The organism is Streptomyces sp. NPDC048270 (assembly GCF_040652335.1).
In the GTDB taxonomy this organism is placed as follows: domain Bacteria; phylum Actinomycetota; class Actinomycetes; order Streptomycetales; family Streptomycetaceae; genus Streptomyces.
The window spans coordinates 346,203-359,729 of sequence record NZ_JBEZLV010000001.1; the positions used below are offsets into that span (position 1 = coordinate 346,203).

Sequence of the window (13,527 nt, forward strand, 5' to 3'; positions counted from 1 at the left end):
GGTACGCCGCCCCGCGCCGCCTGCACACCCCGCCCCGGGTCGGGCCCGGCTCCGGCCGCCCCGCCGGCCCCCGGCCGCCCCACTCCCGGTACCGCGCCACGGCTTTCACACCGGGCGGCGCGGGCCCGCCTCGGCGGTGGCCTCCGTGCCGGTCGCACCCGCCCGGCGCACCGTCCCTTCGCTCTCGCACACCCTCGCTCGGCCTTCCGGCACGGCCGGAGCACCCTCCACGACGGCTCCGCACCAGCCCCTTCGATCACCCACCGCACCAGCACTCTGATCAGCAGCCGGGCCCGCGCACAGGCTCCGGAGCGGACGGCTCCGCTCGTCACGGGCCGGGCACAGGGTCGCAGTCGTGAAGGAGTGGCCCGGGACCGCGCGGCACGTCCGCACCCGTCCGCACCCGGCCGCCCCAACACCGCCCCGAGAATCGCCCGTTCGAGTCGAGGGCCCGGGCACCCGGGGCGGCGCCGCGTACGGCCGGCTAGTACTCGCTGCGGCTGCCGAAGGTCCCGAGGCGCGAGCAGACCTCGCTCGAAGCCGTCAGCGGCCGCTCACGCAGGATCTGCCGGGCCCGGTGCTCACCGAGGCTCATGGCGTACCAGGGGACGTCCCCGACCCTGGAGATCTCCCTGCCGATGCCGCGCAGGGCACAGGAGCGCTGGGGCTCGGGCAGCCGGTCGAGGGCCGGCGCGGCGTCCGCCGACAGGCTCTGGAAGTAGGCCAGGTCGATCTTGCCGTCCGCCTGGAAGCGGGCCACGTTGCGCTCGGCGACCATCCCGTCCGGGGACAGCAGGCCGAAGGCCAGGACGGCAGCCGCCGCGCTCCCGGCGATCACGCGCGGCAACCAGCGGGCACCGAACACCCCGGCGGCCATGATCAGCACCAGGACCAGGCCCAGCCAGATCTCCATCGCCGCCACGGACACCCGCAGGATGGTCAGCCCGTACGCGTCCACGTAGAGGTCCATGCGGCGCAGCGCGGAGGCGACGACGACCAGCGTCAGCGCGCAGAGCACCCCGAGGACGACACGCACGAAACGGCGGTCGCCGGCGCCGGAGCGCGGGGCCCAGCGCAGCGCCAGCGCGATCACGACGAGGGTGAACAGGGTGGCCCAGAGCAGCTGCCAGAAGCCCTGCCGGGCGTACTCGGCGTACGTGAGGCCGGTGCTCTCCAGGACCTTGTCGTAGCCGCCGAACAGGACGGCCAGCTGCACGGCGTTGAAGCCCGCGAAGAGCAGGTTGAGCACGACGAGCGGAAGCGCCCACTCCACGCGGGAGCGCGCCTTGCCGGGAGTCACCTTGATCCGGTCCCAGCGCAGCGGGGCGGCTGCCGCGCGGGCGGCGGCCACCGCCAGGAGGCAGCCGAACAGGAAGAGGACGATCCGGATCGGTCCGTCCTCGATGGAGATGTCGGGTGTCAGCCCGCCCAGCAGATCGGCGAAGGCCGCGTCGGCGGAGGCGAACAGCGTGCCGAAGAGGAGCAGGAGGACCGCGGCCACGGCCACGGCCTTGGCCACGGGAAGCCAGCGGTCCTTGTTGCCGCCGCCGCGCGAGCGCAGGCCCGCCCACGCCCATCCGAGCCCGGACACCGCCGCCTCGAAGACACCGAGCGGGCTGAGCAGGACCCCGGGCCAGGTGCGGCTGCCGTGCAGGGCCAGCGCACCGAGCAGCAGGGCGGCGAGGATCGCGAGGGTGGAGGGCCAGGCCGAGTCGCGCAGGGCGGGCACGGCGAGGAGGGCGAGGCAGCCGATCGCCCAGACCAGGGTCCAGGGGCGGGCGGTACGACGGGCCGCGCGGGCGGCGGCGTATGCGGCGACCACGGCGGGTACGACGGCGAGCAGCAGGCCGGGGCCCATGCCGTCGCCGAGGAGCAGGGCGGCGGCGAGGCCGGCGACCAGCGTCGCGGCGAGGGTCACGCCGCCGATCGGGGCGGCCTCGGCGGGCCGTATCCGGACCACCCACTCGGGCGGCGCGGCGGCCGCGGCCCGGGCGGCGGCGGTCCGCTGCCAGGCCTGCTGCCGTTGCCAGGCCTGCCATGCGGCCGCGTCGGCCGGGGTCCCGGTGCCCGTGGGCGGGGCGGGCGCGGCCGGTGGCGGCGCCTGTCCGGCGGCCGGGCCCTGGGCTGCTGCGCCCTCGGTCCGGCCCGCGGCCTCGTCCACCCCGTCGGTGCTCTCTGACATCGGGTTCCCCTCCCCTGTCGCCCGCCCCTGGTTCAGGTGGGGCGGCAGAGCGGACAGCGTAGGCCGGAGCGCGCAAGTTTTGAACAGGATCAAAAGAGCCTGTGGCAGGACCGTGACAATCGGAACGAGAGGATTCGCCCTGCTCGGAAGCCCGTCCGGTCCCTTGCCCGGGCCTCCGTCCGAGGCCCCGCCTGCCCCTCCGTCCGAGCCCCCGTCCCGACCCGCCGAACCCTGCGCGGCTCCGCCCGCCGCGACTGACGCGACCACCCCGACCGCCGCGGTCGATGCCGCTAGCGCGCCACCGTCTCCGGCAGCCAGGCCGGCAGGGCCTCGGTGCGCTCCAGCCATGCGGCCGGCAGCACCTCGTCGCCGCGGGCGCCCAGCACGCCGCCGACGATCGCGCAGGTCGTGTCGACGTCTCCGCCCACCTGCGCCGTGGTCCAGAACGCCCGCTCGTAGTCGTCCAGCGAGCGCGCCGCCGACCACAGGGCGAACGGCACCGTGTCATGGGCGCTCGTGCGCCGCCCGCAGCCCAGGACCGCCGCGACGGTGGTCGCGTCGCCGTAGTCCAGCATGTCGCGCGCCCGGCGGATCCCGGCGCCCACGGCGCTGCGCGGCACCAGGGCGATCACCCCGTCCAGCAGGTCGGCAGCCTTCGGCGGGCCGGCCGGGGCCGCCGCGAGCGCGGCCGCCGCGGCGACGGCCATGGCCCCGCAGACTGCCTCGCGGTGCTGGTGGGTGGTGTAGGCGGAGATCTCCGCCTGGTGCGTGGCCTGCTCGGGGTCGTCCGCGTACCAGGCGCCCAGGGGAGCGATCCGCATGGCCGCGCCGTTGCCCCAGGAGCCCTGGCCGTTGAACAGTTCGGCGGCGAGCGTGCGCCAGTCCTGGCCTTCCCGGACCAGGCGCAGCATCCGGTTCACGGCGGGCCCGTAGCCGCGGTCGAAGTCGTGGTGGTGGGCGAAGGAGCTCGCCAGCGCGTCCTGGTCGATGCGTCCGTGCTCGGCGAGCACGGCCACCACCGAGCAGGCCATCTCGGTGTCGTCGGTCCACTGCCACGTCTCGGTGCCGACGGGCAGTTCGCGCCGCTTGAGGAGGGGGTAGTTCACGGGGACGAAGTACTGGGAGCCCAGGGCGTCCCCCAGGGCCAGCCCGCGGAGGCTGGACAGGGCGCGTGCGTAGCGCCGTTCGGAAGTGGAGTCAGGCGTCATCGCGGGTCACTCTAGCCGTCCAGGTCGTAGGGCTCAGGTGTGGTCCACCGCTCAAATGGGCGGTCCATCCGGTACCGGCCGTCCGGGCCCAGCACGAGCGTCCGGAATGCGCCGTTCTCGGGATTGGACAGGGCCTCGAACTCGGCCACCGACCAGTGGAACCACCGCATGCAGAACAGTCGCATGGTCAGCCCGTGCGTCACCAGCAGCACGTTCTGCGGATGGTCCGGGGCCTCGAAGCTGCGGTAGAGGCTTTCCAGGAAGGATCCGACGCGGTCGTACACGTCGGCGCCGGACTCGCCCTGTGCGAAGCGGTAGAAGAAGTGCCCGTAGGCGTCCCGGTACGCCTTCTGGAGCCGTACGTCGTCCCGGTCCTGCCAGTTCCCCCAGTCCTGCTCGCGCAGTCTGGGCTCTTCGCGCATCCGGACCCGCGTGGGGTCCAGCCCCAGTTCCCGGAAGGTCTGCAGGGTCCGGCGGTACGGGGAGACGTACGCGCTGATCGTCTCGTTGCCGAAGAGCTCGCGCAGCCGTACGCCGACCGCCGCGGCCTGCTCGCGGCCGGTCGTCGTCAGCCGCAGGGCGTGGTCGGGCTCCCGTTCGTACACCGAGTCGTCGGCATTCCCCTCTGATTCCCCGTGCCGGACGAGGACGATGCGCCGTGGTCGAACCATTCCACGACCCTATTCGGCCATTGGCGGGCCCACCGACCGGGCACGCCGGTCGGCCCGCCCGATCGTCCTACCGTCATACCGGCTCAGACGGTCCAGGAGGGTTCGAGGTCGACGACGTCACCGGTCAGGGCCTCGACGTCGGCCTGGATCTGGGCGCGCAGGGAGAGCCGCTCGACCCGCTCCTGCCGGTACTTGCCGTGCTCGGCGGCCGCGTGCCACATCGACAGCACCAGGAACTCCCGGCCGGGGGCCTCGCCGAAAAGGCCCCTGATCATGCCGGGAGAGCCCGCCATGGCCGGATTCCACACCTTCTCCTGCATGAGGGCGAAGTGGTCGACCCGCCCCTCACGGACCCGGGTGTGCGCGACCCGGACCACGTCGGCATCGGTGAAGCGCGGCTCGAAGCCGGTCTTCACGTCGAAGCGGTGGTCGAAGAGGGTCACGCGCGGATCGGTGTAGGTGCCGTTCTGCGCGGCGGCCAGCCGGTCGTGGCTGCGGGCCATGAAGGAGTCGTAGAAGGAACGGCTCTCCCAGAACGCGAAGACGTGCGCGACCCCCTGCCGGCCCCGGCTCCAGCCGCCGCCCTGCCCCCGGAATCCCGGCTCGCCCGGCAGCCCCGCCCATTTTCGCTGCCCCCGCTCGAACCCGCGTCGGTCCGTCACCGTGCAGCGAATCCACTTGACCAGCACGGCGCCATCGTACGGTCCCGGCGCGGCCCGGGTCAGTCCCCGGCGCGGTGGATCCGCACCAGTTCGGCCGCATCCCGCTCGGGCAGCCGAAGGCCGAACTCCCGGCCGATTAGGCCGGGCAGCGCCTCCGGAGCGACGGTGTCCCGCTCCTCCCGCCCGTCGGGGTGCAGGCGCACGAGCTCGCGCCCGACCAGCGTCCGGCGCAGGTCGTCGCCCGGGTGCTGGACGATGGCCCGCCCGATGAAGGCGGAGCGGGGATGGGTGGAGCTGTAGTGGTTGAGCAGGACGTAGTCGACGGGGTGGTAGCGCTGCGGGGAGAACGCGTACAGGTCGCGCCAGGTTCCGCCGCGGAGGAAGCACAGTACGAGGACGCCGTCCGGCTCCTCCCGGACGCGGTACGTCCACGCCCCCTGCCTCACCTCGGCTCCCGGGCGCCCCAGCGGAACGGGCTCGCGGGGCCCCTGGTAGCCGAACCCGGCGTCGCACAGCCAGGGTTGCCCCTCGACGGTGACGACGAGGACGGCGTGCGTCACCGGGGTCAGGGCGTCGCCGCGGGTGCGGTTGCGGGCGCCTCGTCCCGATACCTCGAAGCCGATCCGCTCCAGGGCAGCGGCCAGCAGCGAGTTCTGCTCGTAGCAGTACCCGCCGCGGCCGGCATGCACGAGCTTGTCCTCGATTGCCTTGACGGCCAACTCGACGGGGCGGCCGAGCATGACGTCCAGGCTCTCGAAGGTGATGGCGCCGGTGTGGGCCCGGTGCACTGCGTACAACGTCTCGAGGTCCGGCCGGAGTTCCCCGCCTCCCCCGCCCCTGCTCTCGCCGCGTATCCCGATCCGCGCCAGATACGCGTCGAGATCCAGCTCGTCACCACTCCACATGGCTCCCCCGTTCCCCGTGATCCGTTCACACCCGCACAATGATCGTCATGACGCCCCGCACCTCCCGACCCGGCCCCCGCGCCCCGTCCCCCACTGACAGGAGCGGCAGGGCGGCAAGGCGGCAGGCCGGCGAAGTGTCGTTTCCTCAGCCCGCCCAACCCGGGACCGTGGGCAGCACCCGCTCCGCCGTGCGGAGGAGTGCCGCGTCATCGGGCAGCCCGCCGTCCGCGCGCCAGATGACGACCTCGAAGCAGCCGCCGCTGTCCCGCGCGTCCTTCGCTACGAGCACGTAGCGGGCGATGCCGCCGGAGCCGGTCCAGGCCTTGCCGCCGCCGACGGAGAGGGAGAGGGTCCGCTCGGAGCCGAGGACCGCGGGTCGCCCCAGGACCGTCGTCTTCTGCGCCGTGCCGCCCAGGAGGCCGGCCACGCCGGTGACCGGGACGCGGTCGTGCGAGGCCGACAGCTTCACGTGGTACGTCTTGAGCTGGATGCGCGCCACCGGAGTGGCGATCTTCTCCCCGCCGACCGGGGTGGACCAGGACACGCCGCCCGTGGCGGTCAACGCGCTCTCCTCCGGCGTTCCGAGGAGCACCGGAAGGTCGGGGCGGTTCAGCGCCGCGCAGAGCTGCCCTCCGGAGAGGTATCCCGCCGGCAGGTCCTCGTCCTCCGTGTTCGAGCAAGCGGCCGGCCTGCGGTCGGAGCTGCCCTGCCCGGTCTCCCCCAGGGCCCACGCGCCCCCGAGGAGCCCGCCGACCACCACCACCGCCGCGACGGCCTGCGCCCCCGCGTTGATGCCCTGCTTCGATACGGCCACGCCGTCGGCCATGTCCCCACGCTCCCCCGCACGCGATCCGATGCGCGCTCGCGGAGACTAGCCGGTGATCGTTTGGCAGGGAACCGAAAAGCTCCCCGCGGCGGACGCGGGGAGCCAAACGCCGAGGGCGGCGGGGCCCGGTAACGAGCCCCACCGCCCTGAACTGCTGTTTCACGCCCAGCCGGCGCGCTGTCAGCTGCAGCCGCTGGTGGAGCCGCAGCCCTCGCAGATGTAGCAGGAGCCGGCGCGCTGCATCTTCGTACCGCAGGAGAAGCACAGCGGGGCGTCGGCGGAGACGCCGAGCTGCATCTCGACCAGTTCGGCGTTGCTGTGCGCCGTCTTCGGAGCCGGGAGCGGCACGGCGGGCGCGACCGGCTTCGGGGCCGACGGCACCGCGGCGAGCGGGGCCGACTGCGCCAGGGACTCGGTGTCCAGCTCCTCATCGAGGGGCTCGTAGGAGCCGGTCTCCAGGTGGCGCTGGCGCTCCTCGGCGGTGTGGATGCCGAGGGCCGAGCGGGTCTCGAAGGGCAGGAAGTCCAGCGCCAGGCGGCGGAAGATGTAGTCGACGATCGACTGCGCCATCCGCACGTCCGGGTCGTCCGTCATGCCGGCCGGCTCGAAGCGCATGTTGGTGAACTTCGAGACGTAGGTCTCCAGCGGCACGCCGTACTGCAGGCCGACCGAGACGGCGATCGAGAAGGCGTCCATCATGCCCGCGAGGGTCGAGCCCTGCTTGGACATCTTCAGGAAGACCTCGCCCAGACCGTCGTCCGGGTAGGAGTTCGCGGTCATGTAGCCCTCGGCGCCACCGACCGTGAAGGAGGTGGTGATGCCCGGGCGGCCCTTGGGGAGGCGCTTGCGGACGGGGCGGTACTCGATGACCTTCTCGACGGCGGCGCGGATGGTCTCCTCCGTCTTGGCGGTGACCTCCTCCTTCTCCTCCTCCTTCTTCTTGGCGGAGAGGGGCTGGCCGACCTTGCAGTTGTCGCGGTAGATCGCGAGCGCCTTGACGCCCATCTTCCACGCCTCGAAGTAGATCTCCTCGATCTCCTCGACGGTCGCCGTCTCCGGCATGTTGACCGTCTTCGAGATCGCGCCGGAGATCCAGGGCTGGATCGCGGCCATCATGCGGACGTGGCCCATCGCGGAGATGGAGCGCTCGCCCATCGCGCAGTCGAAGACCTCGTAGTGCTCGGGCTTCAGGCCCGGGGCGTCGACGACCACACCGTGCTCGGCGATGTGGGAGACGATCGCCTCGATCTGCTCCTCCTGGTAGCCCATGCGGCGCAGGGCCTGCGGCACGGTGCCGTTGACGATCTGCATCGAGCCGCCGCCGACGAGCTTCTTGAACTTGACCAGGGCCAGGTCCGGCTCGACACCGGTGGTGTCGCAGGACATCGCCAGACCGATGGTGCCGGTCGGCGCCAGGACGGAGGCCTGGGAGTTGCGGAAGCCGTTCTTCTCACCGAGGCGCAGGACGTCCTGCCAGGCCTCGGTCGCGGCGGCCCAGATCGCGTTGTCCAGGTCCTCGGTGCGCGGCGCGACGGCGTTGGCGTCGGAGTGCTGCTTCATGACGCGCTTGTGCGACTCGGCGTTGCGGGCGTAGCCGTCGTACGGGCCGACGATGGCGGCCAGCTCGGCGGAGCGCTTGTAGGCGGTACCGGTCATCAGCGAGGTGATCGACGCGGCGAGGGTGCGGCCGCCGTCCGAGTCGTACGCGTGGCCGGTGGCCATCAGCAGGGCGCCGAGGTTGGCGTAGCCGATGCCCAGCTGGCGGAAGGCGCGGGTGTTCTCGCCGATCTTCTGCGTCGGGAAGTCCGCGAAGCAGATGGAGATGTCCATCGCGGTGATGACGAGCTCGACGACCTTGGCGAAGCGCTCGGCGTCGAAGGACTGGTTGCCCTTGCCGTCGTCGTTCAGGAACTTCATCAGGTTGAGCGAGGCGAGGTTGCAGGACGTGTTGTCCAGGTGCATGTACTCGCTGCACGGGTTGGACGCGGTGATGCGGCCGGACTCGGGGCAGGTGTGCCAGTTGTTGATCACACCGTCGTACTGGATGCCCGGGTCGGCGCAGGCCCACGCGGCCTCGGCGAGCTTGCGGAAGAGCGCCTTGGCGTCGACCTTCTCGATGACCTCGCCGGTCATGCGGGCACGCAGGCCGAACTGGCTGCCGTTCTCGACGGCCGTCATGAACTCGTCGTTCACGCGGACGGAGTTGTTGGCGTTCTGGTACTGGACGGACGTGATGTCGTCGCCGCCCAGGTCCATGTCGAAGCCCGCGTCGCGCAGGGCGCGGATCTTCTCCTCCTCCTTCACCTTGGTCTCGATGAAGGCCTCGACGTCCGGGTGGTCCACGTCCAGGACGACCATCTTCGCCGCGCGGCGGGTGGCGCCGCCCGACTTGATCGTTCCTGCGGACGCGTCGGCGCCGCGCATGAAGGAGACCGGGCCGGAGGCGTTGCCGCCGGAGGAGAGGAGCTCCTTGGAGGAGCGGATGCGGGAGAGGTTCAGGCCGGCGCCGGAGCCGCCCTTGAAGATCATGCCCTCTTCCTTGTACCAGTCGAGGATCGACTCCATGGAGTCGTCGACGGCCAGGATGAAGCAGGCGGAGACCTGCTGCGGCTGGGGCGTGCCGACGTTGAACCACACCGGGGAGTTGAAGCTGAAGATCTGGTGCAGCAGGGCGTAGGTCAGCTCGTGCTCGAAGATCTCCGCGTCGGCGGGCGAGGAGAAGTAGTCGTTGTCCTCGCCGGCCTTCGTGTACGTCTTCACGATCCGGTCGATCAGCTGCTTCAGACCGGTCTCGCGCTGCGGGGTGCCGACCGCGCCGCGGAAGTACTTGCTGGTGACGATGTTGACCGCGTTCACCGACCAGAAGTCGGGGAACTCGACACCACGCTGCTCGAAGTTGACCGAGCCGTCGCGCCAGTTGGTCATGACGACGTCACGGCGCTCCCAGCTCACCTCGTCGTACGGGTGCACGCCGGGGGTGGTGTGGATGCGCTCGATACGCAGGCCGCCCTTGGCTGCCTTGGTCCCCTTGGCGCGGGAACCACGTGCCGAGCTGCTCGCCGTCTCTGTCATGCCAGGCCTCCCATATGCGGGCAAAAACGCCCTAAAGTGCCAGCGTTATTCCGCGGCACGGTGCTGTGTCTCTGTATCTACGTCTCTTCGCGCGACTGACCGGCCACACCGCGGAGCGCGAGCGCCGCGGGGAGGGCCGTCCGGTCAGTCGGCGGCGGAGGCGGGCACGGGGACCGATCCGGTCCCACCGGGCCCGCACTCTTCGGGGTGAGGCCGCCGCTCGCGCAGTTCCGCGATGGCGGTCTCGAAGTCTTCAAGGGTGTCGAACGCTTTGTAAACGGACGCGAAGCGCAGGTACGCGACCAGGTCGAGTTCCTGCAACGGGCCGAGTATGGCCAGACCCACGTCGTGGGTGGTCAGCTCGGCGCTCCCGGTGGCGCGCAGCGCCTCCTCGACCCGCTGGCCGAGCTTGGCGAGGGCGTCCTCGGTGACCGGCCGCCCCTGGCACGCCTTGCGCACGCCGGAGATGACCTTGGTACGGCTGAAGGGTTCGGTCACCCCGCTGCGCTTGATCACCATCAGCGAGGCCGTCTCCACCGTCGTGAAGCGACGGGAGCAGTCGGGGCACTGACGGCGCCGGCGGATCGACGTGCCGTCGTCCGTGGTGCGGCTGTCGACGACGCGGCTGTCGGGGTGCCTGCAGAAGGGGCAGTGCATGGTTCCCTCACCCTCCCTCTTGGCACGACTGAATCACCTCACGAGGCCCCGGAACGACCGAGACGGGCTCTGCCGGGGGCTCGTGGAGCAGCCACCAGCATATGCGATGTCCGGACCCTCAGCGGACCCGGGGACCACAACTTCTGGGCGGCTGCGCTCATCCAACCACTAGATCTTGGGTTGTGGTGGATTTACCCGGCTCCGCGTGTCGCGGCGTCCGATAGGCGGATACGAGGCCTTTCGGTGCCACACTGGGCGCTGACCCGGAGGGCCTTGATCCGACCGGGAAGGGTACCGTAAGCAGCGAACGCCGGGCCGAACCCGCGTTCGGCCAGCCGATCGCCCATACACCTCTCGATTTGCCCACGCGGGACGATCTGCGATTTTTCACTCGAACGTGTGTTTGGCGCAACCTTTCGAAAGCAACTACCGTTGTCCAGCTAGGGAGAACATTTCGAGAGGGGCCGACGTGACCACGACCGCAGACAGTGCCGCCATCACTGCCCAGAACCGCTCCCAGAGCCGACTTGAGCCGGTGCATGCCATGAACGACGCAAACCTGAACCCGGAGGCGGAGCCCGTACGCCCCGCACGCTCGCTGCCAGGTCGACCTCCAGGCATCCGCGCCGACAGCTCCGGGCTCACGGACCGGCAGCGGAGGGTCATCGAGGTCATTCGCGACTCCGTGCAGCGGCGGGGTTACCCGCCGTCGATGCGGGAGATCGGCCAGGCGGTCGGCCTGTCCAGCACGTCGTCCGTCGCCCACCAGCTGATGGCCCTGGAGCGGAAGGGCTTCCTGCGCCGCGACCCGCACCGCCCCCGGGCCTACGAGGTGCGCGGCTCCGACCAGCCCAGCTCGCAGCAGACGGACACCACCGGCAAGCCCGCCGCCTCCTACGTTCCCCTGGTCGGCCGGATCGCAGCCGGCGGCCCGATCCTCGCCGAGGAGTCGGTCGAGGATGTGTTCCCGCTCCCCCGCCAGCTCGTGGGTGACGGCGAGCTCTTCGTCCTCAAGGTCGTCGGCGACTCGATGATCGAGGCGGCCATCTGTGACGGGGACTGGGTCACGGTCCGTCGCCAGCCGGTGGCGGAGAACGGCGACATCGTCGCCGCGATGCTGGACGGCGAGGCCACGGTCAAGCGCTTCAAGCGCGAGGACGGCCACGTCTGGCTCCTCCCGCACAACTCCGCCTACCAGCCGATCCCCGGCGACGAGGCGACCATCCTCGGCAAGGTCGTCGCCGTACTGCGTCGGGTCTGACCCCGCCGCCTCCGTCCAGCCCCCGGGATCCACTGCGCCGGTCCCGGGGGTTGCCCTTGTCCTCGCGAACTACTTCCCGTCGGCCTGCGCGGACGCGTCGATGGCGGCCAGCGAGCGGCGGGCCTGGTTCCGGTCCGTGGTGTACCAGAAGTCCGGCAGCGTGGCCCGCAGGAAGCTCCCGTACCGAGCCGTGGCCAGGCGGGGATCCAGGACCGCGACGACGCCCCGGTCGCCCATGGCCCGCACGAGACGCCCCGCGCCCTGGGCCATCAGCAGCGCGGCATGCGTGGCCGCGACGGCCATGAACCCGTTGCCGCCGTGCTCCTCCACCGACTTCTGCCGGGCGCTCATCAGCGGATCGTCGGGACGCGGGAACGGAATCCTGTCCATCACCACCAGCTGGCAGCTGGGGCCGGGCACGTCCACGCCCTGCCACAGTGACAGCGTCCCGAACAGGCACGTCTTCGGGTCGGCGGCGAACGCCTTGATCAGCTCACCGAGCGTCTCCTCGCCCTGGAGCAGGATCGGGTTGTCGAGCCGGCCGCGCAGTTCCTCGGCGGCCGCCTTGGCCCCGCGCATGGAGGAGAAGAGTCCGAGGGTGCGTCCGCCGGCGGCCTCGATCAGCTCCGCGAGCTCGTCCATCATGTCGCCGCGGGTGCCCTCGCGGCCCGGTGTGGCCAGGTGCTTGGCGACGTAGAGGATGCCCTGCTTCGGGTAGTCGAAGGGCGAACCGACGTCCAGGCCCTTCCACACCGGCGCGTCGTCCCCCTCCACCCCCTCGGGGGCCAGGCCCATGGAGGCCGCGACGCCGTTGAAATCGCCGCCGAGCTTGAGGGTCGCCGAGGTCAGGACCACGGAGCGGTCCTCGAAGAGCTTCTCGCGCAGCAGGCCCGACACCGACAGGGGGGCGACCCGCAGCGTGGCGCCGAAGCGGTCGTGGCGCTCGTACCAGACGACGTCGTACTCGGAGCGGTTGGTGATCCGCTCCGCCACGCCGTGGATGCTCTCGACCGCGGCGAGGGCCTGCTTGCGGACGGCGTCCTCGTCGTGGACGGACTTGTCACGGGTCGCGCCGATCGCCGAGATCACGTTGCGCGCCGCGTCCCGCAACGCCATCAGGGCGTAGCCGAGGTCCTCGGGGGTCTCCTCCAGCCGGCCGGGGAGCGCCAGCTCCATGACCCGCTCGAAAGACTCCGAGGCGGTCTGCAGGGAGTCGGCCGTCTTCTCGTCGACCAGCTTGGCCGCCCGCTTCACCGCCCGGTTGACCTGCCCGGGGGTGAGCTCGCCGGTGGCGACGCCGGTCACCCGGGAGACCAGTTCGTGGGCCTCGTCCACGATCAGCACCTCGTGCTGCGGCAGCACGGGCGCGCCCTCGATGGCGTCGATGGCCAGCAGCGCGTGGTTGGTGACGACCACGTCCGCGAGCTTGGCCCGCTCGCGGGCCGCCTCGGCGAAGCACTCGGCCCCGTACGCGCACTTCGTCGCGCCCAGGCACTCGCGCGAGGACACGGAGATCTGCGACCAGGCCTTGTCCGAGACGCCCGGCGTGAGGTCGTCGCGGTCGCCGGTCTCGGTCTCGTCCGCCCAGTCGCGCAGGCGCAGCAGGTCCTTGCCGAGCTTGCTGGTGGGGGTGGCCGCCTCGAACTGGTCGAAGAGGCCCTCCTCCTCGTCCTGCGGAGCACCCTCGTGCAGGCGGTGCAGGCACAGGTAGTTGGAACGGCCCTTGAGCATGGCGAACTGCGGGCGGCGGCGCAGCTGCGGATGCAGGGCCTCCACCGTCCGGGGCAGGTCGCGCTCGACGAGCTGCCGCTGGAGCGCGAGGGTCGCCGTGGCCACGACCACGCGCTCGCCGTGGGCGAGCGCCGGCACCAGGTAGCCGAGGGACTTGCCGGTGCCGGTGCCGGCCTGGATGAGCCGGTGGGAGTTGTCGTCGATCGCTTCGGCGACGGCTTCGGCCATGGCCACCTGGCCGGGGCGCTCCGTACCGCCGACGGCGGAGACGGCGGCGTGCAGCAGGTCGGGGAGGGAGGGCTTCGTCATAGCACTGCCAACCCTACGGGGCGCCACCGACAGCGACCGCACC

10 protein-coding genes are annotated in these 13,527 nt (G+C 71.6%); 1 reads left to right on the plus strand and 9 read right to left on the minus strand.

The genetic code is table 11. The annotated features are described in order from the left end of the window. Positions 1 to 484: 484 nt before the first annotated feature. The 8 genes from AB0D66_RS01220 to nrdR form a co-directional block, all read right to left on the minus strand. Entirely contained in the window at positions 485 to 2,182 is a 1,698-nt protein-coding gene (locus tag AB0D66_RS01220) for a DUF4173 domain-containing protein (protein ID WP_362294750.1), read from the minus strand. A 290-nt stretch (positions 2,183 to 2,472) separates the two neighbouring features. Beyond that, a complete protein-coding gene (locus AB0D66_RS01225; RefSeq protein WP_362294753.1) occupies positions 2,473 to 3,390 on the minus strand; it encodes an ADP-ribosylglycohydrolase family protein in 918 nt (305 codons plus the stop codon). An 11-nt stretch (positions 3,391 to 3,401) separates the two neighbouring features. Continuing rightward, a complete protein-coding gene (locus AB0D66_RS01230; protein WP_362294756.1) occupies positions 3,402 to 4,061 on the minus strand; it encodes a histidine phosphatase family protein in 660 nt (219 codons plus the stop codon). Positions 4,062 to 4,144: 83 nt separating this feature from the next. Then, a complete protein-coding gene (locus AB0D66_RS01235) occupies positions 4,145 to 4,750 on the minus strand; it encodes a YdbC family protein (protein ID WP_362294759.1) in 606 nt (201 codons plus the stop codon). A 32-nt stretch (positions 4,751 to 4,782) separates the two neighbouring features. After that, on the minus strand, positions 4,783 to 5,628 hold the full coding sequence (locus tag AB0D66_RS01240) for an arylamine N-acetyltransferase (RefSeq protein ID WP_362294762.1): 846 nt from the start codon (positions 5,626 to 5,628) through the stop codon (positions 4,783 to 4,785). A 145-nt stretch (positions 5,629 to 5,773) separates the two neighbouring features. Next, positions 5,774 to 6,454: a DUF6215 domain-containing protein gene (locus tag AB0D66_RS01245; RefSeq protein WP_362294765.1), complete on the minus strand. Its 681-nt coding sequence runs from the start codon at positions 6,452 to 6,454 to the stop codon at positions 5,774 to 5,776. Between the two features lie 180 nt (positions 6,455 to 6,634). After that, positions 6,635 to 9,526: a vitamin B12-dependent ribonucleotide reductase gene (locus AB0D66_RS01250; protein ID WP_362294767.1), complete on the minus strand. Its 2,892-nt coding sequence runs from the start codon at positions 9,524 to 9,526 to the stop codon at positions 6,635 to 6,637. A 144-nt stretch (positions 9,527 to 9,670) separates the two neighbouring features. Next, positions 9,671 to 10,183 carry a transcriptional regulator NrdR gene (gene nrdR / locus AB0D66_RS01255; protein ID WP_362294770.1) on the minus strand — a complete coding sequence of 171 codons (513 nt, stop codon included), beginning with the start codon at positions 10,181 to 10,183 and terminating at the stop codon, positions 9,671 to 9,673. A 469-nt stretch (positions 10,184 to 10,652) separates the two neighbouring features. Between nrdR and lexA the strand changes: the two genes are divergently transcribed. Next, entirely contained in the window at positions 10,653 to 11,444 is a 792-nt protein-coding gene (gene lexA, locus AB0D66_RS01260) for a transcriptional repressor LexA (RefSeq protein ID WP_069922265.1), read from the plus strand. A 69-nt stretch (positions 11,445 to 11,513) separates the two neighbouring features. Here the strand turns inward: lexA and AB0D66_RS01265 are convergent, their stop codons facing one another. Further along, entirely contained in the window at positions 11,514 to 13,484 is a 1,971-nt protein-coding gene (locus AB0D66_RS01265) for an ATP-dependent DNA helicase (RefSeq protein WP_362294774.1), read from the minus strand. Positions 13,485 to 13,527 lie beyond the last annotated feature (43 nt).

Bases quoted from the DNA above. Each gene is read 5' to 3' on its own strand.
- AB0D66_RS01265 (WP_362294774.1), bottom strand. From the start codon at position 13,484: ATGACGAAGCCCTCCCTCCCCGACCTGCTGCACGCCGCCGTCTCCGCC.
- AB0D66_RS01220 (WP_362294750.1), bottom strand. From the start codon at position 2,182: ATGTCAGAGAGCACCGACGGGGTGGACGAGGCCGCGGGCCGGACCGAG.
- AB0D66_RS01230 (WP_362294756.1), bottom strand. From the start codon at position 4,061: ATGGTTCGACCACGGCGCATCGTCCTCGTCCGGCACGGGGAATCAGAG.
- AB0D66_RS01250 (WP_362294767.1), bottom strand. From the start codon at position 9,526: ATGACAGAGACGGCGAGCAGCTCGGCACGTGGTTCCCGCGCCAAGGGG.
- nrdR (WP_362294770.1), bottom strand. From the start codon at position 10,183: ATGCACTGCCCCTTCTGCAGGCACCCCGACAGCCGCGTCGTCGACAGC.
- AB0D66_RS01225 (WP_362294753.1), bottom strand. From the start codon at position 3,390: ATGACGCCTGACTCCACTTCCGAACGGCGCTACGCACGCGCCCTGTCC.
- AB0D66_RS01240 (WP_362294762.1), bottom strand. From the start codon at position 5,628: ATGTGGAGTGGTGACGAGCTGGATCTCGACGCGTATCTGGCGCGGATC.
- AB0D66_RS01245 (WP_362294765.1), bottom strand. From the start codon at position 6,454: ATGGCCGACGGCGTGGCCGTATCGAAGCAGGGCATCAACGCGGGGGCG.